The sequence below is a fragment of the Staphylococcus sp. GDY8P57P genome (assembly GCF_017892585.1).
In the GTDB taxonomy this organism is placed as follows: Bacteria; Bacillota; Bacilli; order Staphylococcales; family Staphylococcaceae; genus Staphylococcus; species Staphylococcus borealis.
Map to the genome: position 1 here is coordinate 265,248 of NZ_JAESLK010000018.1, position 25,865 is coordinate 291,112.

Annotated in this window: 20 protein-coding genes and 1 pseudogene; 13 read left to right on the forward strand and 8 right to left on the reverse strand. The window is 33.2% G+C overall.

Features of this window, described 5'->3' with window-relative positions:
- Window positions 1-177: 177 nt before the first annotated feature.
- Window positions 178-1,035, forward strand: a complete 858-nt coding sequence (folD, locus tag KA878_RS06535) for a bifunctional methylenetetrahydrofolate dehydrogenase/methenyltetrahydrofolate cyclohydrolase FolD (RefSeq protein WP_053029128.1) — start codon at window positions 178-180, stop codon at window positions 1,033-1,035.
- Between the two features lie 582 nt (window positions 1,036-1,617).
- On the opposite strand, the gene KA878_RS06540 is transcribed toward folD, so the two are convergent.
- Window positions 1,618-2,763 (reverse strand): globin domain-containing protein, encoded by a 1,146-nt coding sequence (locus tag KA878_RS06540; RefSeq protein ID WP_193839534.1) that lies wholly within the window; start codon window positions 2,761-2,763, stop codon window positions 1,618-1,620.
- Between the two features lie 261 nt (window positions 2,764-3,024).
- Between KA878_RS06540 and KA878_RS06545 the strand changes: the two genes are divergently transcribed.
- From KA878_RS06545 to rihC, 6 genes are all read left to right on the forward strand, one after another.
- Entirely contained in the window at window positions 3,025-3,342 is a 318-nt protein-coding gene (locus tag KA878_RS06545) for a DUF5011 domain-containing protein (RefSeq protein WP_053029126.1), read from the forward strand.
- Window positions 3,343-3,636: 294 nt separating this feature from the next.
- Window positions 3,637-4,761 (forward strand): cytochrome aa3 quinol oxidase subunit II, encoded by a 1,125-nt coding sequence (gene qoxA / locus KA878_RS06550; protein ID WP_075109030.1) that lies wholly within the window; start codon window positions 3,637-3,639, stop codon window positions 4,759-4,761.
- Complete coding sequence (qoxB, locus tag KA878_RS06555) at window positions 4,761-6,749, forward strand: cytochrome aa3 quinol oxidase subunit I (RefSeq protein ID WP_053029124.1); 1,989 nt, start codon at window positions 4,761-4,763, stop codon at window positions 6,747-6,749. The genes qoxA and qoxB overlap by 1 nt, the downstream gene beginning before the upstream one ends.
- Window positions 6,739-7,344, forward strand: a complete 606-nt coding sequence (gene qoxC / locus KA878_RS06560) for a cytochrome aa3 quinol oxidase subunit III (protein WP_193839535.1) — start codon at window positions 6,739-6,741, stop codon at window positions 7,342-7,344. The genes qoxB and qoxC overlap by 11 nt, the downstream gene beginning before the upstream one ends.
- On the forward strand, window positions 7,341-7,631 hold the full coding sequence (gene qoxD, locus KA878_RS06565; RefSeq protein ID WP_053029123.1) for a cytochrome aa3 quinol oxidase subunit IV: 291 nt from the start codon (window positions 7,341-7,343) through the stop codon (window positions 7,629-7,631). Before qoxC ends, qoxD begins: the two co-directional genes overlap by 4 nt.
- A gap of 141 nt (window positions 7,632-7,772) precedes the next feature.
- Window positions 7,773-8,672, forward strand: a complete 900-nt coding sequence (rihC, locus tag KA878_RS06570; RefSeq protein WP_193839536.1) for a ribonucleoside hydrolase RihC — start codon at window positions 7,773-7,775, stop codon at window positions 8,670-8,672.
- Between the two features lie 217 nt (window positions 8,673-8,889).
- On the opposite strand, the gene KA878_RS06575 is transcribed toward rihC, so the two are convergent.
- A complete protein-coding gene (locus tag KA878_RS06575; RefSeq protein ID WP_193839537.1) occupies window positions 8,890-10,065 on the reverse strand; it encodes a serine hydrolase domain-containing protein in 1,176 nt (391 codons plus the stop codon).
- Window positions 10,066-10,526: 461 nt separating this feature from the next.
- Here KA878_RS06575 and KA878_RS06580 point away from each other — a divergent pair, with 461 nt between their 5' ends.
- The 4 genes from KA878_RS06580 (at window position 10,527) to KA878_RS06595 (ending at window position 17,326) form a co-directional block, all read left to right on the forward strand.
- A complete protein-coding gene (locus KA878_RS06580) occupies window positions 10,527-11,801 on the forward strand; it encodes an LCP family protein (RefSeq protein WP_193839538.1) in 1,275 nt (424 codons plus the stop codon).
- 18 nt (window positions 11,802-11,819) lie between these two features.
- Complete coding sequence (locus KA878_RS06585) at window positions 11,820-12,290, forward strand: DUF2538 family protein (RefSeq protein WP_075109035.1); 471 nt, start codon at window positions 11,820-11,822, stop codon at window positions 12,288-12,290.
- A 142-nt stretch (window positions 12,291-12,432) separates the two neighbouring features.
- Window positions 12,433-12,855, forward strand: a complete 423-nt coding sequence (locus KA878_RS06590) for a GNAT family N-acetyltransferase (RefSeq protein ID WP_075109036.1) — start codon at window positions 12,433-12,435, stop codon at window positions 12,853-12,855.
- Window positions 12,856-13,216: 361 nt separating this feature from the next.
- On the forward strand, window positions 13,217-17,326 hold the full coding sequence (locus KA878_RS06595; RefSeq protein WP_193839539.1) for a GW dipeptide domain-containing protein: 4,110 nt from the start codon (window positions 13,217-13,219) through the stop codon (window positions 17,324-17,326).
- Between the two features lie 189 nt (window positions 17,327-17,515).
- On the opposite strand, the gene KA878_RS06600 is transcribed toward KA878_RS06595, so the two are convergent.
- Both KA878_RS06600 and KA878_RS06605 read right to left on the reverse strand, forming a co-directional pair.
- The gene (locus KA878_RS06600; RefSeq protein WP_053029116.1) at window positions 17,516-17,935 is read right to left on the reverse strand and encodes a MarR family transcriptional regulator; all 420 of its coding nucleotides are present in this window, start codon (window positions 17,933-17,935) and stop codon (window positions 17,516-17,518) included.
- A 182-nt stretch (window positions 17,936-18,117) separates the two neighbouring features.
- Window positions 18,118-18,564, reverse strand: coding sequence for a TspO/MBR family protein (locus tag KA878_RS06605; protein WP_228480607.1), 447 nt, complete (start codon window positions 18,562-18,564; stop codon window positions 18,118-18,120).
- Between the two features lie 241 nt (window positions 18,565-18,805).
- Between KA878_RS06605 and KA878_RS06610 the strand changes: the two genes are divergently transcribed.
- Window positions 18,806-19,813 carry an acyltransferase family protein gene (locus tag KA878_RS06610; protein ID WP_193839540.1) on the forward strand — a complete coding sequence of 336 codons (1,008 nt, stop codon included), beginning with the start codon at window positions 18,806-18,808 and terminating at the stop codon, window positions 19,811-19,813.
- 124 nt (window positions 19,814-19,937) lie between these two features.
- Window positions 19,938-21,098 carry an aminotransferase class I/II-fold pyridoxal phosphate-dependent enzyme gene (locus tag KA878_RS06615; RefSeq protein ID WP_193839541.1) on the forward strand — a complete coding sequence of 387 codons (1,161 nt, stop codon included), beginning with the start codon at window positions 19,938-19,940 and terminating at the stop codon, window positions 21,096-21,098.
- A gap of 108 nt (window positions 21,099-21,206) precedes the next feature.
- On the opposite strand, the gene menB is transcribed toward KA878_RS06615, so the two are convergent.
- The 4 genes and pseudogenes from menB to KA878_RS06635 form a co-directional block, all read right to left on the reverse strand.
- Window positions 21,207-22,025, reverse strand: coding sequence for a 1,4-dihydroxy-2-naphthoyl-CoA synthase (menB, locus tag KA878_RS06620; RefSeq protein ID WP_193839542.1), 819 nt, complete (start codon window positions 22,023-22,025; stop codon window positions 21,207-21,209).
- Window positions 22,018-22,822, reverse strand: a pseudogene (gene menH, locus KA878_RS06625) (2-succinyl-6-hydroxy-2,4-cyclohexadiene-1-carboxylate synthase). Before menH ends, menB begins: the two are co-directional and overlap by 8 nt.
- Entirely contained in the window at window positions 22,809-24,479 is a 1,671-nt protein-coding gene (gene menD / locus KA878_RS06630; protein WP_193839544.1) for a 2-succinyl-5-enolpyruvyl-6-hydroxy-3-cyclohexene-1-carboxylic-acid synthase, read from the reverse strand. Before menD ends, menH begins: the two are co-directional and overlap by 14 nt.
- Window positions 24,469-25,836, reverse strand: coding sequence for an isochorismate synthase (locus tag KA878_RS06635; RefSeq protein ID WP_210129972.1), 1,368 nt, complete (start codon window positions 25,834-25,836; stop codon window positions 24,469-24,471). Before KA878_RS06635 ends, menD begins: the two co-directional genes overlap by 11 nt.
- Window positions 25,837-25,865: the final 29 nt, after the last annotated feature.

Consider the following 25,865-nt stretch of genomic DNA (forward strand, 5'->3'; position numbering starts at 1 on the left):
ACGATTAGTTGTATATTACAGATATAGCATAACAATCATGCGATGCTTTTTCAATTAAAAATCGAACTTTAACTTAATTTTTATCTTTAATTTACGTCTTTTGGCTATTAATTGACGAGAATACAGTTTTAAAGTTAAGGTATAGTTATGATTAAAACAAACAAGGAGGAATTTTTTGTGGTTGCAAAAATTTTAGATGGGAAACAAATTTCTAAGGACTATAGACAAGGTTTACAAAATCAAGTCGAAGCATTAAAAGAAAAAGGTTATACACCAAAATTATCAGTTATCTTAGTTGGTAATGATGGTGCAAGTCAAAGCTATGTAAACTCTAAAAAGAAAGCTGCTGAAAAAATCGGCATGATTTCTGAAATTGTTCATTTAGAGGAAGATACTTCTGAAGAGGATGTATTAAAAGAATTAGATCGTTTAAACAATGATGATTCAGTTAGCGGTATTCTAGTTCAAGTACCACTTCCTAAACAAGTAAGTGAACAAAAAATCTTAGAAGCGATTAATCCTGAAAAAGACGTTGATGGCTTCCACCCTTCAAATATCGGTAAATTATATATTGATGAGCAAACTTTTGTTCCATGTACACCATTAGGTATTATGGAAATTCTTAAACATGCTGATATTGATTTAGAAGGTAAAAATGCGGTTGTAATTGGCCGTAGCCATATTGTTGGTCAACCAGTATCTAAATTATTATTACAAGCTAACGCTACTGTAACTATCTTACATTCACGTACTAAAGACATGCATAGTCATTTAAAAGACGCTGATGTCATTGTTAGTGCTGTAGGTCAACCAGGCTTAGTTACTAAAGATGATGTTAAAGAAGGCGCAGTTATTGTTGATGTTGGTAATACGCCTGATGAAAATGGTAAATTAAAAGGTGACGTAGAGTTTGAAGAAGTTAAAGAAATTGCTGGAGCAATCACACCAGTTCCAGGTGGTGTTGGCCCATTAACAATCACTATGGTGCTTAACAACACATTATTAGCTGAAAAAATGCGTCGTGGCATTGAATAAGAAGGCTTCACTTTGATTTAAGTCTTATGTTATTAGAATAATTAAATTGAAATGGCTAGGACATCATTCCTAGAAAAATAGCCAGTAAATGCGTTTTAACAAACGCATTTACTGGTTTCTTTATTTACAATACGGAGTATTGTTGGCTTGCTTGCCCAACGTGCTTTGCTTGTAGAAACTGATTAACTCAGTTTCTCTGTGTTGGGGCCCTTCTTATGGGATAGCTTCAGCCTGTAGACCTCTAAAGAAATACTTAGATGAACATTTACTCATTCTGTTGTGATGCTTGCCTAGGAGTCTACGCAACTCTGTTTCGTAATCTATCTTAGAACTATTTATGCAAGTGCAGTTGCACTTATGTTCAATAATAATTAACGCAAGCGTCTCGCCAAAATACTTTGTATTGATATGTAATTTTACATTGAAATTCTTTTAAAAAATTAAGGCACACTCATATAATTTAGTAAACATTTCAACACTAAATTAAAGAGGTGCCTTATATATTAGAAACTACACTATAAAATGATTATACGTCTTGCATTAATCCAGTAATGTAGCATATCTTAACATCCATTATTCTTATTAAACTGTAACGCTTAATTTTGGTACGAATGTTTCATAATGGATGTGACTTTGATCAACATCTAATGCTTTTAATACTTCAATTACAGATTGAATGAACTTAGCACCGCCACATACATATACTTCAGTATCATTGCTTAAATAGTTTTCAAGATAGTCTTTAGTTAAATAGCCATTTTTTTCTCTATCATAAAGTTCATAATTTGCTTTGTCTGATTTTTGGCTAATAGCTTCTAAATGTGAAGTGAACGGTGTATCGTTAATGTCTCCAGTAACTTGAACAAATTGAGCTTTACTGTCTTTAGCTACTACTTCATCAAACATAGAAACTAGAGGTGTAACACCGATACCTGCACCAATAAATAGTTGTGGTTTTTCAGGATTTGAAACTGCAAATGGACCAACTGGAGCAGACAAGTTAATTGTGTCCCCTTCTTTTAATTCATCGTGTAAGATTGTTGAAACTTCACCTTCATGATTAGTAGTTACATCACGTTTAACAGCAAATGTTAAACGTTCTTTTTCTCCTGATACGATTGAGTAATGACGTTTTGCGCGATAAGGTAATTTTTCACTACTTACGTCAACAGTGATATATTCACCCGGTGTGAATTGACTTAAATCATATTCAGTAGATTTAACTGTGAATGCTTTAATATCTGAAGACAATTGTTCAATTTTTTCGATTTCAAAAGGTTTAAATCCATCCCAAAGCATTTCAGCATAAATATCTTTTTCTACTTGAATAAACACATCAGCAATCTCTTGGTAAGCTTTTTTCCAAGTTTGAATAATAGGATGATCATCTTCAAGACCTACAACAGCTTTAATTGCCTCGATTAAATTTTCTCCGACAATATCGTAACCTGCAGGTGGAACTTGTAAAGCACAATGTTTATACGCAATTTCTTTAACAACCGGCATGATATTACCTAAATTATCAATATTCACTGCTGCTGCTAAAACACTTTGTGCTAATGCAGTTGATTGGAACCCCTTCTGTTGGTTCGTTTGGTTAAACATATTTTTCAATTCTGGATGTTGGTTGAACATTCTATTGTAAAAATATGATGTAATCTCAGTGCCTTTGTCTTGTAATACTGGTACTGTTTCTTTAATAATGCCTTTTTCTTTTTCATTTAACATGAAAAGTCACTCCCATTTAGTTAAATATTTCAAACCATTTCTTAATTCATTCTATTCCAAAATTTAAATTTTTTAAATCAAATGTAATCAAATTCACAAAATGTTCATTTTACATAATCTTAATATATATTTTTCTTCTTATTATTTAAATTCGTAAAATAATACGATATATTAAGACTATAGTATGATGTTTATTGTCAGAATATATTGTATAGTTTAATTAAATTACTCAATGACTTTATTTTAACGGAGGTTAACTTAATGAATAAACTAATCCAGTCACTTTCAGCGCTAGGCGTCTCCGCAACTCTAGTTACCCCCAACTTAAGTGCAGAAGCTACTACAAACCACTCTCCTGAACTTAGAGGCGTGAATGATATTGTAATTGAAAAAGGCCAAAACTATAATCTACTTAATGGAATTAGCGCCTATGATAAAGAAGATGGCGATTTAACGCATAAAATTACTGTTGATGGTCATGTTGATACTTCTAAAGTAGGTAAATATAAAGTCAAATATAACGTCATTGATTCAGATGGAGCTAAAGAAACTTCTACGCGATACATAGAAGTTAAGTAATGATGACAATTTTGAGATGAGATGAAATGTCTCATCTTTTTTTATGTCTAAAACCCTTGAAAACACTGAAAATGATAACGTTTCTCAACTATATGCGTATTTCACTTAATTTTGTCATTTTTCACAGAATAGACACATAATTTTAACAAATCTTACATTCCCCGTCATTCCTATTGTTGCTAGTTGTTTCCTATATATAATTATAATTTTTTTTGGATAAGTACTTGTAAATATCGCGTAATAAACTAAAATTAATGATAAGCCCTACATTTGTAGTATTAGGAGGTCAAAAAAGTGTCAAAATTTAAGTCTTTGCTTCTAATGTTCGGCACGCTAATTTTACTTAGTGGTTGTTCGAATGTAGAAGTATTTAATGCAAAAGGGCCAGTAGCAAGTAGTCAGAAGTTCCTGATTATTTATTCAATCGTCTTCATGCTTGTTATTGTTGCTGTTGTACTTACCATGTTCGCTATTTTTATTTTCAAGTATAGCTACAATAAAAACAGCGAAACTGGTAAGATGCACCACAATTCTTTAATTGAAACAATTTGGTTTGTGGTACCTATCATTATCGTTATTGCTTTAGCTATTCCAACAGTTAAAACTTTATACGATTATGAGAAACCACCAGAAAGTAAGGAAGATCCAATGGTTGTATATGCAGTAAGTGCTGGATACAAATGGTTCTTTGCTTATCCAGAACAAAAAGTAGAAACAGTGAATACATTAACTATTCCTAAAAATCGTCCTGTAGTCTTCAAATTGCAAGCTATGGATACGATGACAAGTTTCTGGATTCCTCAATTAGGTGGTCAAAAATATGCCATGACTGGCATGACAATGAATTGGACTTTACAAGCCGATGAAACAGGTACTTTCAGAGGACGTAACTCTAACTTCAATGGTGAAGGTTTCTCTCGCCAAACGTTTAAAGTTCACTCTGTAGACCAAAGTGAATTCGATTCTTGGGTTAAAGATGCTAAGAGCAAGAAAACACTTAGCCAAGATGAGTTTGATAAACAACTCTTACCAAGTACACCTAATAAAGAATTGACATTCAATGGTACGCATATGGCATTCGTTGACCCTGCAGCTGATCCAGAGTACATTTTCTACGCTTACAAACGTTATAATTATGTTCAAAAAGATCCTAACTTTGTAGCTGAAGAAGACTTGTACAAAGATGTTACTGATAAACCACAGAAACCAGCTCGTAAGGTTCAAATCACTAACGCTAACTATAAGCGTCATGGTATGAAACCTATGATTCTTGGTAACAATGATCCTTATGATAATGAATTCAAGAAAGAAGAGGATCATAACGCTAAGGAAATGGAAAAAATCAGTAAAAGCGCGAAAGACGAAAATGCGTCTAAATTTGGTAGCAAAGCAGACAATGATCATGGAGGTGGACATTAATGAATTTTCCATGGGATCAATTACTCGTTAAAGGTAACTGGATGATTACAATGGCACAAATCGGTGCGCCATTCCTAGTTATTGGTTTAATTGCAGTAATTACTTACTTTAAGTTATGGAAATATCTTTACAAAGAATGGTTCACATCCGTAGACCATAAAAAAATCGGTTTAATGTATTTAATTTGTGCTGTACTTATGTTCGTCCGTGGTGGTATTGATGCGTTACTTTTACGTACACAATTAACAATTCCAGATAATACTTTCTTGGAATCAAATCACTATAACGAAATCTTCAGTACGCACGGCGTTATCATGATTATCTTTATGGCTATGCCATTCATTTTTGGTTTATGGAACGTAGTTGTTCCACTACAAATTGGGGCTCGTGATGTGGCGTTCCCAGTTATGAATAACATTAGTTTCTGGTTATTCTTTGTTGGTATGATTTTATTCAACCTTTCATTCATTATTGGTGGATCACCAGCAGCTGGTTGGACAAACTATGCACCATTAGCTGGTGAATTTAGTCCAGGCCCAGGTGTTAACTATTACCTAATCGCTATACAGATTTCAGGTATTGGTACATTAATGACTGGTATTAACTTCTTTGTAACAATACTTAGATGTAAAACACCAACAATGAAATTCATGCAAATGCCAATGTTTACTGTAACTACATTTATTACGACTTTAATCGTAATTCTTGCGTTCCCAGTATTCACAATTGTACTTGCATTAATGACAGCTGACCGCATTTTTGGAACTGCATTCTTTACAGTTGCTGATGGCGGTATGCCAATGTTATGGGCAAACTTCTTCTGGGTATGGGGGCACCCTGAGGTTTATATCGTTATCTTGCCTGCATTTGGTATTTACTCTGAAATTATTCCAACATTTGCTCGTAAACGTTTATTCGGTCACCAAAGCATGGTGTGGGCAACTGCTGGTATCGCATTCTTAAGTTTCTTAGTTTGGGTTCACCATTTCTTCACAATGGGTAATGGTGCATTAATCAACTCATTCTTCTCAATTTCAACAATGTTAATCGGTGTACCTACCGGAGTTAAACTCTTCAACTGGTTATTAACATTGTATAAAGGACGTATTACGTTCGAGTCACCTATGCTATTCTCATTAGCCTTCATCCCTAACTTCTTATTAGGTGGGGTTACTGGTGTAATGTTAGCGATGGCATCAGCTGACTATCAATATCATAATACTTATTTCTTAGTAGCTCACTTCCACTATACATTGGTTACTGGTGTAGTATTTGCCTGCCTAGCTGGTTTAATCTTCTGGTATCCTAAGATGATGGGTTACAAATTAAACGAAAAATTAAATGCATGGTGTTTCTGGTTATTCATGATTGGATTTAACGTATGTTTCTTACCACAATTCATTCTTGGATTAGACGGAATGCCTCGTCGTTTATACACTTACATGCCTTCTGATGGTTGGTGGTTATTAAACGTAATCTCAACTATTGGTGCATTATTAATGGCTGTTGGTTTCCTATTCTTAGTAGCAAGCATCGTATACAGTCATATCAAAGCTCCACGTGAAGCTACTGGAGATAACTGGGATGGTCTTGGACGTACTTTAGAGTGGTCAACTGCTTCTGCAATTCCACCTAAATACAACTTTGCTATCACTCCAGATTGGAATGACTATGATACATTTGTTGATATGAAAGAACATGGTCGTCATTATTTAGATAACCATAACTATAAAGACATTCATATGCCAAACAATACACATACTGGTGTGTTTATGGGTATATTCATGTTATTAGGTGGTTTCTTCTTAATCTTTGAAACGATCGTCCCTGCTATAATTTGTTTAGTAGGTATTCTTGGTTCATTAGTTTACCAAAGTTTCGTTCAAGATCATGGTTATCATATCCCTGCTTCTGAAGTTGCTGAAAATGAAGCTCGCTTAAGAGAAGCTCGTATTAAAGAAAGGGAGGCTGTAGGTCATGAGTCATGATACAAATACTGTTGATTCACGTACGCACGAAGGTCAATTAAATAAACTTGGCTTCTGGATTTTCCTTACAGCCGAATTCTCGTTATTCGGTACCTTATTTGCAACGTTATTAACGTTGCAACATGGTGGCGATTACGCAGGCAAAATGACAACTGAATTATTCGAGTTACCGCTTGTATTAATTATGACATTTGCCTTATTAATCAGTTCTTACACATGTGGTATTGCAATTTATTACATGCGTAAAGAAAAACAAAACTTAATGATGTTTTGGATGATTCTTACAGTACTTTTAGGTTTAGTGTTCGTTGGATTCGAAATTTACGAATTCGCTCACTATGTTTCTGAAGGTGTAACACCACAAATTGGATCATATTGGTCTAGTTTCTTCATCCTATTAGGTACACATGGTGCCCACGTATCATTAGGTATTGGTTGGATCATTTGTTTATTAATCCAAGTAGCTACACGTGGTCTTAATAAATACAATGCTCCAAAAATATTTATCGTAAGTTTATACTGGCACTTCTTAGATGTTGTTTGGATCTTCATCTTTACTGCCGTATATATGATAGGGATGGTGTATAGCGGATGAATACAATCGTAAAACATACAGTTGGCTTTATAGCCTCAATCGTCTTGACGTTATTAGCAGTTTTCGTAACTCTATACACAAACATGACATTCCATGCTAAAACAACAATCATCTTTGGCTTTGCATTTATTCAAGCTGCAGTTCAATTATTAATGTTCATGCACTTAACTGAAGGTAAAGATGGTCAAGTACAATCGTTCAAAGTTATCTTTGCGATTATCATCACATTAGTGACTGTTGTTGGTACGTATTGGGTTATGCAAGGTGGACATTCTCACCACTTATAATTTAATATTTATCTCACTAAAAGAACCTGTTATGAAACGCCTTAGCGTTTCAAACAGGTTCTTTCTTTATACTTTCATTTACTATCTTAGATAAGTTATCTTTATATTAAACCAATCATTATATAGGAGATGAATTCAATCATGCGTTTACCATTAATTATAGATACAGACCCAGGTATTGATGATGCAGCTGCATTAAGTGTCGCCCTATTACATCCATCTTTTGATGTTAAAATGATATCTACTGTTAACGGAAATGTTGGTATCGAAAAAACGACCGCAAATGCGCTAAAATTAAAAGCTTTCTTCAACAGTGACGTACCTGTTCATAGAGGTGCTACAAAACCATTAATAAGTAAGGTTATTGATGCTAGTCATGTTCATGGAGAAAGTGGTATGGATGGTTATGACTTCCCTTCTATATCAATAAATCAATTAGCATCAACTAATTCAATAACTGCAATGAGAGATATCCTTTTACAAACAGACACCCCTATCACAATCGTTGCTCTAGGACCACTTACGAACATTGCTTTATTAATAAGTACATTTCCAGAAGTTAAAGATTTTATTAAGGAAATTGTCTTAATGGGTGGTAGCGCTGGACGAGGTAATGTAACACCGCTTGCTGAATTTAATATTTATAGCGATCCTGAAGCAGCTCATATTGTGTTTAATAGTGGCCTCCCTATCACAATGATTGGCCTTGATTTAGCGCGACAATCTTTATTAACGCATGACTATCTAGCGTCATTCGAACATATGAGTCGAACAAGTGCAATGCTTTATCAACTCTTTCAACATTATAGAGAAAAGGACTTTGCTCAAGGGTTAAAATTATATGACGTCTTTACTGTACTCTATCTACTCGACACAGAAAGTTATGAAACACATCTGGCCGATGTACAAATTGAACTACAAGCTACACTGACTAGAGGTGCTACAGTTGTTGATTTTGATTCTCCATATCCAAACTGTACAATAGTTACATCAAGTTTAAATGATAACTATCGTTCCATATTCAAAAACACACTTAAATAAAAACTAAGGGAGTGAAGAACGACTTCAATTCGATTTCGTTTCTCCACTCCCAATTTATTTTTGGAATATTTTTATGTCCTTCCAATTATTAGATCCTTCTCCAATAAGGATAACTAAAGTTGAGCAATCTTAATTTAAAGGTCTTCTCACTCTAGCCAGCTAATATCAATATTATATAGCCCTATAGATTAATGTTGCCTCAAATGCACGACTTTATTTACTTCGTTTCATAAATATTTTGACCTAGTAATTGATAGTAAATATGTGAAATCGTCGACTCATTGGATAGCTTAGCATTATCAACTTTATTAGTCGCCAATACAATAATGTAGTCTTTATTAAAGTACACAGTAAATATTTGACCAAAGAATACACCATTAATTCGATTGACTTGTGGTGTCGCATAGAACCCATATCTATATGACTCTGGGTATTTAGTACTTCCAATTTCTTGAAGCAATGAGGTTGTTACCGCTTGATTAAAAATATTATTTTGCTGTAAGTCATTAACTAATCTAGCCATATCATGCGTAGACATAAATAAATTCCCAGCACCATAGTATTGCTCTAAAATATTAGGTTTCATCTTTTTTAATTTATTATTTTTAACTTTATACCCCGTAGCCATATTCTCTTTAAAAGGCTTCTCATTAAAGAAAGCACTGTGTTCTAAGTGATAAGGTTCAGCTAAGTATTTATAGTAATTTTCTACATAAGATTGATGTGTGACTGATTCTATAACCTGTGCTAATACTAAATAATTGGCATCATTATATAAATGTTTATGATAATACTTAGTGTTGATCCCTCTTCTTTGGATATCATGTACTGCTCCATCTAAACTTTTAGTATCTGGATTAGCACTAAATTTATATAAACCACTTCTATGTAACATTAAATCTTTCAGAGTAATGGTTTTATTTGTCTTGAACCAAGGTAGATATTTCGTAACAGAATCATTCATATTTATTTTGTTTGATAATTCTAAATGCTTGAGTATTAAGCCAGTAGTGAATTTTTGTGCTGAGCCAATTAAATACATCGTATTTGTGTTGTTCTTTTTCTTACTACTCAAATTTTGGTAACCGTAGCCTTTCTCAAGCATTAATTTCCCATCTTTTAAAACTGTAATCGATCCATTAAAATGAACATTCTTTAAATATGTATTAATTTGTTTAATACTAAGATCATCCGCTTGAACCGTTTTTAACTTAGGCGCCTTTTTGTGGTGTTTATCTCTATGCTCAATATAAGTCTTATTATCGTTCACATTATTATATGCACTATCTTTAACACTGTAATTAGTTACTTTAACGACAAATAAAATGACGAGAAGCACTAATACGATTAATACTAAAATAAAAGCTATAATTTTTAATTTGTTATTTTTCATGAGGTCCCTCTTACATCTAAAATAGAAGCGTGTCTAAATCAAAAACTATTCTATCTATATTATTTTTTTATTCATTCAACATTTTATATTATATAACACAACATCATTGAATTCATCTTTCTTTAATCATACACGCATCATTTTTAAATTCATCATACTTTAGTATGATAAAGTATAAATTAATGCACCGAAATCTCTTTTTTTAATTTTATTTTAATTATGTAAATCTTGTATTAAAATTAAAGTTGTAATTTTCTCCAAAAAGTAATACAATTTAAGGCTATGAGAGTATAGAACACATAAATTCAATTCATTTTAACACCTTTGACTATAAACAAATTACGAAAACTAAAAACTTTATCTTTGATTTTTATGATTTTTCTTAAATAACCACATAGTTGTGTTTATTTTTCGAATTATAAAATCACATTTAAAAGATAATATGTATAGGAGCAAATGCTATGAACCGATTTTTAAAATATTTTATGATGCTACTCACATTAGTATTAATCGTTGTTCCTGTAATTTTTATCATCAATTTGTACAAAACTTCTGAAAGTGCAATGCAAGACTCTTATGATAAGACTGATTCAAAACGTCAGTCGAGCATTCGAGAAGGTAAAGTAAATCCTTCTAAAGACGCCGTTTCAATCTTATTCTTAGGTATCGATGATAATGAAGGTCGCCGAAAAAATGGCCAAACTACGGAACACTCTAGAACAGATTCTATGATTCTTTCTACCTTTAGTCCTGACAAACGTCAAATTCGTTTACTGAGTATCCCACGTGATACGATTAGCTACATTCCTAAAGTTGGTTATTACGATAAAATAACGCATGCACATGCTTATGGTGGTCCTGTAGCTGCAATGGATTCTGTCGAAGCTACTCTAAATGTTCCAGTTGATTACTATGTACGTGTGAATATGGATGCGTTTGTTGAAGCAGTAGATGAACTTGGTGGGATCTATTACGACGTTCCTTATGACTTAAATGAACCAAATACAGACGACAGCGGTAGAATTAAAATAAAAAAAGGATACCAAAAACTGAACGGTGACGAAGCGTTAGCTGTTGCAAGAACAAGACACCATGACTCTGACTTAAAACGTGGCGAAAGACAAATGGATTTAATTAAACTGCTATTCCAAAAAGCTAAAAGTTTAGATTCATACGATAAATTAGATGACTTAGTAAAAATTGTAGGGAAAAATGCCAAACACAATTTAACCGCTTCTGAAATTAAATCACTCGCATCTATGTATTTATCTGATGATATTGAATTTAAAACATCTCAACTTAAAGGTGAAGATGATTACCTACAAAACATTTACTATTACAATCCGAGCGTAAGTAATATTATGAAATATTCAAATATATTGCGTTCTGATTTAGGACTATCTAAAATAACAGATAAGGATGATTTCTTAGATCAACGTGTAATTAACCATTACGGCACACTAGTACCACTTACACCTCTTGATCAGTCGTTATTGAAAAATAATCAAAAAGATACATCTTCTACTGATGATAGTACTGATAATTCAGCAAGTAACGATAATACAACTGAAACACAGTCAACAGAAACAGATAATTCTAATTCATACGGTGGTTATGACCAAAATAGTCAGGGTACTACGCAAAACGATAATTACAGTCAAACCAACAATGATAATCAGACAAATCAATCCGATTCATTTAATAACAACCAAAATCAAACGAATCAATTATATTAATTGGGAGGATCACATACTATGTCACGTAAAACATATGAAAAAGCTGCTAACATTAACGGCATGTTCAATGTTTTAGAGCAACAAATTATTCATAGCAAAGACATGGCTTTATTCAGAAGTGAGTTCTTTTACGTAAACCACGAACATCGCGAAAATTATGAAGCTCTTTTAGTTTACTACGGTGAGAATTCAATTAACCCTATTGTAAATGGCGCATGTTATATTCTTGCCCTACCTGAAATTTTCAATAAAGTGGATGTTTTTGAATCAGATTTACCATTCTCCTGGGTCTACAATGAGAATGGTATTACCGAGACAATGCAAAGTATTAGCGTACCTCTTCAATATCTCATTGCGGCAGCATTAGAAGTGACTGATGTTACTATATTTAAACCTTCAGGCTACACAATGGGCATGAATAACTGGAATATTGCTCAAATGAGAATATTTTGGCAATATAGTGCCATTGTTCGCCAAGAAGCACTATAAAAACGATATTCCTACTCCTTTTTACTTATTGTTTGTAAAAAGGAGTTTTTTTCTGTTTATAAATCAGATAGAATAACTTTATAATTTTTTTAATTTGAATTTTTTTAATTTTTAATAATTATATCTATAGGGGGGCTTTGAAATGTTTGAAATCGTAAAAAATAAAGACATGTTATCAGATTGTTTTTACATAAGACAAGAAGTATTTGTAAAAGAACAAGGTGTTCCTTTGGAAAATGAATTAGATTCATTTGAAGAAAGTTCAACACATGTTATAGGGTATGATACAAATCATATGCCATTTGCATGTGCAAGATTTAGACCGTATAATGACGCTGCTAAAGTAGAAAGAGTTGCTATTCTAAAAGATTATAGAAAAGATGGGTATGGTAAAACTTTAATGCACGCCATCGAACGTTTTGCGAAAGATCAAGGATATCAGCAATTAGTATTAAATGCACAAGTACAGGCACAAGGTTTTTACGAGAAACTAGGTTATATGTCAACAGGCACCATTTTTATTGAAGAAAATATCGATCATATCAAAATGTATAAGAATATATAAACAGGGTACATTCGGGAGTGGGACAAAATTCTTTTAAATTCGTCGTCCCACCCCCGCAAGGATGACTAGAACTGAGAAAAGCTTAATTTAAGCGCCTTCTCAGTTCAGTCAGCTACTGCGAATTTGCTAAATAGCTTCATTATATTATTTTTGTCCCGGACTCTTTAATTTCGTTAACCTATTTGATAAATGCGCTTTTAATTATTAATTCTACCCCGCTAACCCCTTAGTAAATTCATAATTTGTTTAATATAAGTAAGAAAGTATTAAAGTTAGTTTACAAATAAGTTAAATCAAATCATAGCAAATTTTAAAATACTATAATGGAATTGTAACTATACTAATAACGAGGAGTAACAATATGACCAAAAAGTTTAATTTAAAATTTCCTTCCATGATTGCAATCACTTTATTTGGTGCTGCATTTACAACACAACAAGCACATGCAGCTGAAACGAATCAAAATTCTACCAATACAAATAATGTGATTGATGATCAACAAAATATAAAAAATGCTGAACAGGCTAAAAAAGAAGTAACGAATTCAGCACAAAATGTTTCAGGTGTACAAACATATCAAAATCCTGAAAATGTAAAAGCATCTGTTGCTACAGCAAGTAAAACATACGATGCTAAATTAGATAACTTAAATACAGTTGATACGTCATCACAAAATCAACAAGGTGCACAAAAACAAAATACAGCTAATACAAATACAGCAGATTCAAATAGTACGTCAGCTAAAGTTCAAAACAATGAACAACAAGCATCAACATTAAACAAAGTAGACCAAAAAGAGAATACGAATCAAACGCAAAATAATGTGAATACGAATAATCAAACATCACAAGCTTCTGTAAATGCTTCAGAAGTATCTGAACAACAAACAAATGAGCGTACGTCTGCGAATACAAACCAAGAAGCTACACAAGATGTTAAAAACCAAAACAATACAATTGATGAAAGTTCACAACAAACAGCACGTTTAACTTCATCAAATAAAAATAATACAAATCAATCAACTGTTACTCCAACTCAATCTAATCAAGCAGCTCAATCAAAGCAACAAACAGAGCATAAACAAACGGCTACTAAGAACATTAGTACTTATAGTGATAACGCGACAAATGCTAAGCAATCAAATATAGCGCAAGCTAAATCGTCGAACGTAGCTAATTCTGAAAATACAACAACGCCAAAAGCTTCAATAAAAGCTTCAACGAATGCTACTCAAACGTCAGCATCAAATAACGCGCAATCAGGTTATTCTGGATTTAGATCAGTTGGTGGCAAAGGTGGTTCAGCAACACCCGTAAAAACAGTTAAACGTTATGCTGCTAGAGCAACGACATCATCTTTACCAAAATATAAACCACAAGTTAGTTCATCAATTAACAATTATATTCGCTCAAATAACTTACAAGCACCTAAGATTGAAGAAAATTATTCATCATACTTCCCTAAATATGGCTATCGTAATGGTGTAGGTCGACCTGAAGGTATTGTAGTTCATGATACTGCTAATGATAATTCAACAATTGATGGCGAAATTAATTATATGAAAAATAATTACAATTCAGCATTTGTTCATGCATTTGTTGATGGCAACCGTATCATTGAAACGGCCCCTACTGACTACTTATCATGGGGTGCAGGTCCGCAAGCAAATAATCGTTTCATCAATGTTGAAATTGTGCATACACATGACTATGTTTCATTTGCTAAGTCAATGAATAACTATGCAGATTATGCTGCAACACAATTACAATATTACGGTTTAAAACCTAACAGTGCTGAGAATGACGGTCAAGGTACTGTATGGACACACTATGCTATCAGTCGTTTCTTAGGTGGCACGGATCATTCAGACCCACACGCTTATTTACAAAATCATAACTATTCTTATAACGAATTATATGATTTAATTAATGAAAAATATTTAATCAAAACGGGTCAAGTCGCACCTTGGGGTACAACTTCAAGTAATAGCGGTTCATCTAATACAAATAAAGGTGGCTCAAGTAATAGTGGTTCAACTACTACATCACCTAAATTAACTGTTAATGCTAATACTGGACTAGCTCAAATTAAAACAAATAATAGTGGTCTATACACAACCGTTTATGATGCTAAAGGTAAAGCTACAAATCAAGTGCATAACACTCTATCTGTTACTAAATCCGCTACACTTGGCAAAGATAAATACTATTTAGTATCTGACTATAATAGCGGTAAAGTATACGGTTGGGTTAAACAGGGTGAAACGATTTATAACACTGTAAAATCACCTGTAAAAGTTAACCAATCATATAATATTAAATCTGGTACTACACTATATACAGTACCTTGGGGTAATTATAATCAAGTAGCTGGAACGGTTTCTAAATCAAATACTGCACCATTTAAAGCAACAAAATCACAACAAGTAGGCCAATCCACTTATTTATTTGGTTCATTAAATGGTAAAAATGGATGGGTTAGCAAAGCATTCCTAACTGATATAACTAAACCAACATCAGGCAGTAAAACACCATCAGTAGACAACACATTAAAAGTGTCTAACCTTAAAAATACTTTAGGCCAAGTTTCTACTAAGAATAAAGGATCATATACAACTGTTTATGATAAGAACGCAAAAGCAAATGCTACGCTTGGTGGTAAGACGTATAACATCACTAAGAAAGCTACGTTAAACAATAAAGATTATTACTTAATTTCTGATTATAATGGTAATACTTCACGAGGTTGGATTCCGGCTTCAGAAATTACCGTTAAGTCTTCAACACCTACCAAGACAACTGCCACTTATTACAATATTAAAGGTAATGCCAATATTTATGACACACCTTGGGGAACAGCTAAACAAGTTAAAGCTACAGTTCCATCTAGTGGCAAACAATTAAAATCAATTGATAACCTTAAAGTTGGAAATGAAACATACCTACATGGTGTAATCAATAATATTTGGGGTTGGATTAAATCAACTGATGTACAACAAGCACCTAAAGTAAATGCTAAGTTTGCAGTGAATACAACAACTACTAAACCATCTACATCTTCAACACAAACAGTGTCTAAAGTAGCTCAAGTTAATGCAAATAACAGTGGTGCACACGCAACTGTTTATGATAAAACTGGTAAAAATGCGTCTAAATATGCAAATCGTACTTTCAACGTTTCTAAAGAAAAAACAGTTAATGGTAATACGTATGTGTTACTTCAAAACACTACACAAAATACACCTTTAGGTTGGTTTAATGTTAAGGACTTAAATATTCAAAATTCAAGTTCTGAACAAAAAACATCAGGCACATACAAAATTAATAATAAAAATAATGGTCTTTACTCAATCGCATGGGGTACAAATCAACAACGTTTAGACAATAAAGACTTAGCTAATCAATCATTTAAAGTATCTAAATCTGTTGTTGTAGGCAATACATCATACTTATATGGTACTGTTAATGGTAAAACAGGTTGGATTGCTAAAGATGACTTAACATCATCTAATACATCATCAAATAATGGTGAAAAGTATCAATATGAATTCATTATTAATAACTATAATGGTTTTTATTATGATGATCCTACCTCTGCAAAAGCAACTTCATTAAAAGCATTTAATGAACAAATTTTCCAAGTAACGAACCGTAAAGTCATCAATGGTAAAACTTGGTATTATGGTAAATTAAGCAATGGTAAGTATGTATGGATTAAAGATACTGATTTGAAGAAAGAATTAGTTAAGTATTCAAAATCATATAGAACTTTAAATCAAGCTGTGTCACTTCAACAAAATGCTTATGGTGCACCACCACAAGTTCAAAGAAACGGTTATGGTTGGTCTAATGCTACTTATAGTGAAATTAAAAATGCGATGAATCCTGAACGATTAGCTAAAGATGAAACACTTAAGTATCAATTCTTACGTTTAGATCGTCCACAAAACATTTCTGTAGCAAGTTTAAACCAATTACTTAAAGGTAAAGGTGTACTTGAGAATCAAGGACAAGCATTCAGTCAAGCAGCTGCCACTTCAGGTATTAATGAAATTTACTTAGTTGCACACGCGTTAATTGAAACAGGTAATGGTCAATCTCAATTAGCTAAAGGTGCTAATATTGTTAATAATTACGTTACTACTAAGAGTGCTACAAAATATCACAACGTATTTGGTATAGCTGCATACGATGCTAATCCACTATACAGTGGCATTAAGTATGCTAAACAAGCTGGTTGGAACTCAGTATCTAAAGCTATTATTGGTGGCGCTAAATTTATAGGCAAAGACTATATTAAAGCTGGACAAAATACATTATACAAAATGCGTTGGAATCCAGATCACCCTGCTACGCATCAATATGCAACTGATATTAACTGGGCTAATATTAACGCTCAATATTTAAAACAACTATACAGTGAGATTAAAGCAGTTGGTAAATACTTCGATATCACAAGTTATACTAAATAATGACATTCTTCAGTCAAATAACTGGAAGATAGAATGGTTAAAAAACTAGAAAAGTAGAGGCTGGGACATTTGATTTTGTCCCAGCCTTAATAATGTAAACAATCATTCTTCTGCTATGCTCATAAAATTAAGCCATAACGTTAAAATGATCTTCTAACAAGATTCATTAAAATGTTATGGCTTATTTTCTTAAATATATATATGACGGCTATTCAGTTTGTCTAATAACTGATTTAGACTTTGTATTTCCTCTTTACTTAGACATTGGCAACGTGCTTCTATTAATTCACATCTTGCAGTATTGATTTGTTGAATTAAATTACGCGCTTCTTCTGTTAGACATAAGTCTTTGCAACGTAAATCTTCATGTGATTGTTGACTTGTGATATAGCCTTTCTGGACTAACTTCTTAATCCATCTAGAAACAATAGATTGTTCTCTGCTAATCTTCATCGTCAAATCATATTGTGATAAACGATCAAAGCTATATAATATACGCAATAATTCTAGTTGATCATTTGTAATGTCCGTGCGTTGTCCAAATCGTCTGTTAACCAAATTCAGGTCATTATTTGTTAGTGTAATAAGTTTTTCTAGTTGATTATACATTGTTGTTCTACTCCACTTTTGTAATTGATAATACTATTATACTATGATTTTTTTATATGTCATGTACTTTCAATATTTTGTCACAATACATATCTCAATAATTCAATTTTAATTTCATTCAGTTTAACTCACCGTTGAGGCAAACGTGAAATTTAACGAAACATTGCTTGAGCCTGACATTTCTATTGTTTTTTATAATTCGGGTTATCTTTATTAAGGAAATAATTACCTGCATTTAAATAGCTTGCAAATGCAGACCACATGACATACGGAATTTGTAATAAACCTGCAATGCGATGTATTTTAAACATTGAAATTGTATTAACGACGACAGAGATAAATAACATCATACTTTCAATCAAGGCAATGCCTCTAACTTTCTTTTTAAAGTAAAGTATTGACCATAAATAATTTAAAGCTAACTGACTATAGTGAGTCACTTTAATCTTAGTCGTCTGTTCATTATTTTTCGTAGTGAGTAAATAAGAAACGCCCATGAGTACATATAAGATTGGCCAAACAATTGGAAAAGCTTTTGTAGGCGGTGAAAATGGTGGCTTTCTAAATTGGTTATAATCCTCTTTTGATTCTTTCGCTATGACTCGACCAATGATACTCCCACCTACCATTGGATGTAACAATTTAAACGTATTTTTTAATATATTAATGGTAATCCTCTCCTTTGGCTTATTAACTTCCTCTTCCCTATTCAAAAAATAATATTCATATTTGAAATAATTATCTTAAAATCAAATAAAATGTATATATCTAAGGCTTATTTAATAATCAACATTTTTTCTAAATTGTTGCATTGAAGTATCGAAATATACTAAATTAGATACAGTTATTAATAAAAAAGGAGACAATCGTATGTCCATTGATACAAAAAGAGATTACTTTTTCGATAACGCTCGAGCCATCCTCATCTTTTTAGTCGTGTTCGGTCATATGATTCAACCCTATACTTCTGAAAGTAAATCGTTATCTGCATTATATTTACTGATTTATAGTTTCCATATGCCATCATTTTTATTTATCTCTGGATACTTTGCCAAACATTTGGATAAACCACATTATTTAGAGAATGTAGCTAAAAAGTTACTTGCACCATATGCGATATTTTATGCCTTTTTCTCAATTTATTATTTTTTAACTGGTAAAAGTGACGCGATACAAATGGATCCATTTAATCCAGTATTTGCTTTATGGTTTTTACTTACATTATTTAGTTTTCACGTCATACTTGTTATTGTACGTCGATACAAAGCATACTATGTGTTACCTATCGCATTAATCATTTCAATACTTGCTGGTTTTTCTGACGATATCGATGGTTATATGAGTATTTCTAGAACAATTGTATTTTTCCCAATATTCTATGTTGGCTATTTAACAACACGTTCACATACAAAACTATTGCGTAATAAAAAAATAAACGTATTTTCAATTATGGTACTTATCATATTTTTCATCGTTTATTACATCCATCCAATCAATTCAGATTGGCTCTTAGGTAGCAGTCCTTACACTTCTCTCGAAAATAATAACGAAGATGTATATAGTCCCTTAAAACGTTTATTACTTTACTTCATCATATTTGTAACTATGTACTCATTTCTTAATTTAATGAGTACGACTAAACGTTTCTATACTTATATTGGCAATCGTACGATGTATATCTATTTACTCCATGGACTAGTTATAGGTATCGTTAGAGGTTATGAAATATATCCATTTAAGTCTCATACGTCCGTTCTTACTTATGGCTATTTATTTATAATCTCAATCGTGATTGTTTATTTACTATCAACGAATTTTGTTTGTAAATGGACTAATCCTTTAATCAATTTGAAGAAACCTTCTTCATTTAAAGGATAATGACAAAATCATATAAACCAATACTTACCAAATTATGGTAGCTAAAATGTGTTATTATAAGATTATTCTAAAAATTTATAGTAACAAGTACGGTTACTATAATTTGGTTTTTTGAGGTGTAAAAATGAAATTAACTTTAAATTCAAATGCTAAATTTTTAAGGGCACCAAGTATTCGTCAGTTCTCTAATCGTATGAAGGATATTGATGATTGCGTCAATTTAACGATTGGTCAACCCGACTTTCCTATGCCAGAGGTGGTGAAAGCGGCCTATATCACTGCAATACAAGAAGATAAAACGAGTTACTCACATAATAAAGGATTACCTGAAACACGTCAGGCAATTCGTAACTATTTCAACAATAAATACGGTTTCTATTATAGTGAAGAAGAAATTATTGTTACGAATGGTGCAAGTGAAGCACTTGATACTTCATTACGTAGTATTATCGAACCTGGTGACGAAATATTAATTCCAGGGCCTATTTACGCTGGTTATATTCCATTAGTAGAGACTTTAGGTGGGCACCCTGTATATATAGATACAACAAAGTCAGAATTTAAAATCACGCCTGAATTAATTGCTCAACACTACTCTGATAAGACAAAAGCAATTTTGTTGAACTACCCTACGAATCCTACGGGCGTCATATTAGATCGTAATGAAGTTAAAAGCATTGTAAATTATTTAAAAGATAAAGAAATTTTTATTATTAGTGATGAAATTTATGCGGAAAATACATTTAAAGGTAAACATGTTTCCTTTGCAGAATTTGAAGAGATACGCGATCAGCTTTTACTTATTGGTGGTTTGAGTAAATCTCATTCTGCTACAGGTATTCGTATCGGCTTCTTACTAGGGCCTGAATATTTAATTGAAAAGCTAACATTTATGCATGCCTATAATTGCATTTGTGCAAATGTCCCTTCACAAATTGCTTGCATTGCCGCACTCAATGAAGGATTAGATGCACCTCAATATATGAACCAAGCCTATATCGAGCGTCGTGACTATCTGGTCAGTAAACTAACAGAATTAGGTTTTGAACTTGATGCTCAACCAGAAGGTGCGTTCTATATATTCCCAAGTATTCGACAGTTTACGTCTAATGATTTTGACTTTTGCGTAAAAGTGCTTGAAGAAGCCCACGTAGCAATGGTGCCTGGGTCTTCATTTACCGATATGGGTAAAGGTTATATCCGCATTTCTTATGCTTACGATATGGATGTCTTGAAAGAAGGTATGCGTCGATTAGAATTATTTTTAAAAAAATATTATAATTGATACCTTAATTTAAAAGGACACTTGTTAATAGCGATTAAACTGTTTATCAGTTTATCACTATACAAGTGTCCTTTAATTATATTTATAGTTGTATTATCATTAACCGGTTTATGGGAATTTAGGGAATTGATCGAAGTCTGGATCACGTTTTTCTTTAAACGCGTCACGACCTTCTTTCGCTTCATCCGTAGTATAGTAAAGTAATGTAGCATCTCCAGCCATTTGTTGTAAGCCAGCTAAGCCATCCGTATCAGCATTCATAGCAGCTTTTAAGAAACGTAAAGCTGTTGGAGAATGTTTCATAATATCTTTACACCATTTAACCGTTTCATCTTCAACTTGGTCTAATGGTACAACTGTATTAACTAAGCCCATGTCTAAAGCTTCTTGTGCATTGTATTGGCGACATAAGTACCAAATTTCACGCGCTTTTTTATGGCCAACGATTCTTGCTAAGTAGCCAGAACCATAACCAGCATCAAATGAACCTACTTTAGGACCTGTTTGTCCGAAAATAGCATTGTCAGCAGCGATTGTTAAGTCACATACTACATTTAATACGTTACCACCACCGATTGCATAACCTCTAACCATTGCGATTACTGGTTTAGGAATGACACGGATTAAACGTTGTAAATCTAATACATTTAAACGAGGAATTTGGTCTTCACCTACATAGCCACCATGCCCACGTTTCTTTTGGTCACCGCCTGAACAAAAGGCTTTGTCACCTTCGCCAGTTAAGATGATTACAGAAATATTTTGATCATCACGTGCGCGACTGAAAGCATCAATCATCTCAGCAACCGTTTTTGGTGTAAAAGCATTTCTCACTTCTGGACGACTAATTGTTACTTTCGCAATACCTTCATAAAATTCATATTTTATTTCATCATATTCTCTAAGTGTTTCCCACTGTCTAGTCATTTTGCTCCTCCTTTAAAAAAACCTAATACTATTGTATCAAATTCCGCTTTATCTTCCACATGAATTGTATGACCTACATTGGAAAAGGTATGGACTTGGCTATAGTGCATATCTTTGTTCATAGCTTGTCCAGTCTTCACAAATTTTTGGTCTAATTCACCTGTTAATATAAAGCACGGTATTTGAATTCGACTGATTTGATCCCATAGGTTAGGCATATGCCCTGTACCGTAATCACGTAATGCCTTTGCCAATTTATAAGGGTCTTGAGCCATACGCATGTCACGCATAGCTGTCTTTTGCGCTTTATCCAAATGTTGTTGTGTATAGAATAGCGGTAATTTTTCCCAATCATTTACAAAGACTTCTAATCCTGCTATTTCTAACACTTTCGCTCTAGCAGCATCTATTTGTTGTCGCTCATAACGATTATTTTCTTCTCTAATTCCTGGTGAACTACTTTCAAGAATCAATTTGTTAATTGCGTGTTTACCATACAGTGCATAGTATAGTGCTACCCTACCACCCATTGAATAGCCTAATAACGTGACTTTATAAGATTCATACATGTCTAATATTTCATCCAATTGCTTCGCAAGAAATGGAAAATCCCATGTTACATCCATTGAGGAATGATCTTGGCCATGGCCTGGTAAATCAACGGTTAACACATTAACCTCTTGTAACAATGGATCCACGTGCGCATCAAACGTACGACTATCACTTATAAAGCCATGTAAAAGTACTAATAATTGATTTGTCTCTTGTTTTGACTGATAAAAGTTATAATGTAACATTCAGAATACCACTCAATTTCTTATATAGAATTTGATGTTGCGACATATTGTCATCTCTATTCGTTACCAACTCATAAATATGTGAATGCATGTGTGACAGCTTTTCATGAGTGAAATCTGCTACCGAATTAAAGCGTTTGAATGAAAAATCATAAAGTAGCGCTGTATATTCAAAATTCAATCCAGTTGGCGTGCCAAACAATCTTTCAAAATAAGCTTCTGCAGACGCCTTCTGTGGAAGATACGAGAATATACCGCCACCATCATTGTTTAGCAATACAATATTTAAATGAATGTTGTTAATTTTTGCCATTAAAAGACCGTTCATATCATGATAAAACGCTAAGTCACCTATCAATAACGTTATTTTCTTATGTACAGCCATGCCAACAGCTGTAGACACAACACCATCAATACCATTTGCGCCACGATTTGCGTATACTTCAACTTCACTATTGTAAAGTAAATTATCTACGTCACGAACTGGCATACTATTACTTACAAAAATAGCATCTTCTTTAGTCAGTTTATCAATGACTGTTTTTACAAATGCCGCTTCATCAGTCGCATGTGACATATGTTTATCGATATGATGTCTCGCTTGAGATTCAAGTGTTCGCCACATTTCTATCCAATCGTTACGTTCAACTGCTGATTCTTCAATAAGGTTTCTGAAGAAATCATTTGCAGATATTTCATAAGACACACTCGGTGGTGTTGGAAAAACATCTATCTTGTCATTATTTTGAACAAGTATTTGATAGGCATTCGTATGTTTAAGCCATTGATTTAACTTTTTAGAGATAACTGGTTTCCCAACTCTAATAACAAAATCAACATCTAAATCAAGCCCTGCACGAAAATATAAGTCATACGTCGTTATCACATTAGGATGATTATACTTACGTAACTGACTCAATGGGTCAGCAAGTATAGGTAAATCGTGCACCGTTGCATATGTAAGAATTTGATCAACTGCTTGATGTTGCATGTCACCGACAATAATCAATCCTTTTTTCTCTTTTAAAATATGACTGATATCTTGAACATTAATATTTTTTTGATAATGCGGTAACTTTTTAGTATAAGACGTCAACCATTCTTGTCTTTCAAGATTAGGCGTTAATGGCTCTCTAAATGGTAAGTTAAAGTGAATTGGACCTCTATGAGGACCATATAAATATTGGCTTGCAATCTGCATTTGGTAATAAATGGCATCTAACATGTATTCAGTACCATCAGCGACAGGCATATCAAATTGAAAATTAACATAATTTGCAAACATATTCACTTGATTAATCGCTTGAGGTGCGCCTACACTTCTTAATTCATGAGGACGATCACTTGTTAACACGATTAAAGGTATACGACTGATTTGGCTCTCTGCAATTGCTGGCGTATAATTCGCTGCTGCAGTACCTGAAGTACATAAAATCGCTACAGGTCGTTCGCTCCCTTTTATTAAACCTAAAGCAAAAAATGCCGCACTACGTTCGTCTGGGTGTACCCAAGTCTTAATGTTGGGATGTGCCTCAAACGCAATTGCTAGTGGTGTAGATCTTGAGCCGGGACTAATGACTACTTCTCGTACACCATAGGCATATAACTCAGATGCAAAGGTATATACTTGTTTAGTTAATGCTTCGTTATGATTCATTCTTATCCACTACTCCTAAAGCATTCATCATTGGTGAAAATTTAACCGCTGTTTCAGCTAATTCGCTATCTGGATCAGAATCTTTTACAATTCCGCATCCTGCAAATAACGTCGTTTGATTTTGTTTCATTAACATTGAGCGTATGGCTACAATAAACTCACAATCATCATTCATGTCAATATAGCCAACCGGTGCACCATATAAACCACGCGTTCCAAACTCATTTTTTTCAATAAATTTGAGTGCTTCATCTTTAGGATAGCCACCTAACGCTGGTGTAGGATGCATGTCGTCTATTAACCCAATAAATGAATTGTTTTTTAACTGACCTTGTATTTGCGTATATAAATGATATAAATGGTCATTTTTTAAAATATTCGGTGTATGATTATATTCAATATGATCAACGTAAGGTGTGATATCATCTAGAATACTTCTAACTACAAAATCATGTTCACCTAAATTCTTTTTATCCTTTAAAAATGCTTGTATATTTTTTTCATCTTCTTCAGTGTCGTTAGATCGTTTAATCGTACCAGCTACTGCTTTCGTAGATAAAACACCATCTTCTACCTTAAGAAGTTGTTCTGGTGTTTGTGAAAAGAATACAGATTGGTTGGACTCTAAAATAAATAAATAGCTATTTTTTTCATTTTGTAGTGCGCGATTAAGCACGTAAGGTATACTAATTGGCTTATCAAATTTGATCATACGACGTCTTGCAAGCACAATTTTTTTAGTTTCATCAAGCTGAGCAATCGCATCTCTAACCAGTTCTTTCCACTCATCAACGTAAATATCTTCCATTCGTAAGATATTTCCTAATGTTTCATCTTGATCATCTTGTCCAATGTGCGCCTCTTCAAAGAAAGCGACTACCTCTTTGAATGCTTCAATATCAAAATTGGCTCTTTCCACTGTATAAGTCAGGTAAGTAGTCTGATTAATATTCGAAATAAGTACTTGAGGCACTACAAAATGATTGATGCCAAATTCTCGCCACTCATCATCAGACTTATGGCTAGAGAATTGAAATCCTCCAATGACTTTTAAATGATGCTTTTCTATATCTGGGTGAACTAATTCAACATCTTTTTTAAATTTTTCCCACTCACGAAAGATCGATTGCTTGTTATCAAAGTTATTTTTGAACCTTTGAACAGCATGATAGCCGAAAAACGAAGACGCATTATCATTTAAGCGAAAATAAAAGCGATCCCCTGCTTGTGCTTCTGTCAAATTGAACAACTCGTCAGGCGCAAGTGCTCTATCAATTTTCACTTCAACAGATACCCAGCTTTTGTTACTTTCATATATTGACTCAATAATGTCATCTTCCTTTATATTCGCAGCCATTCATTTCACTTCTTTCATTATCTATTTTT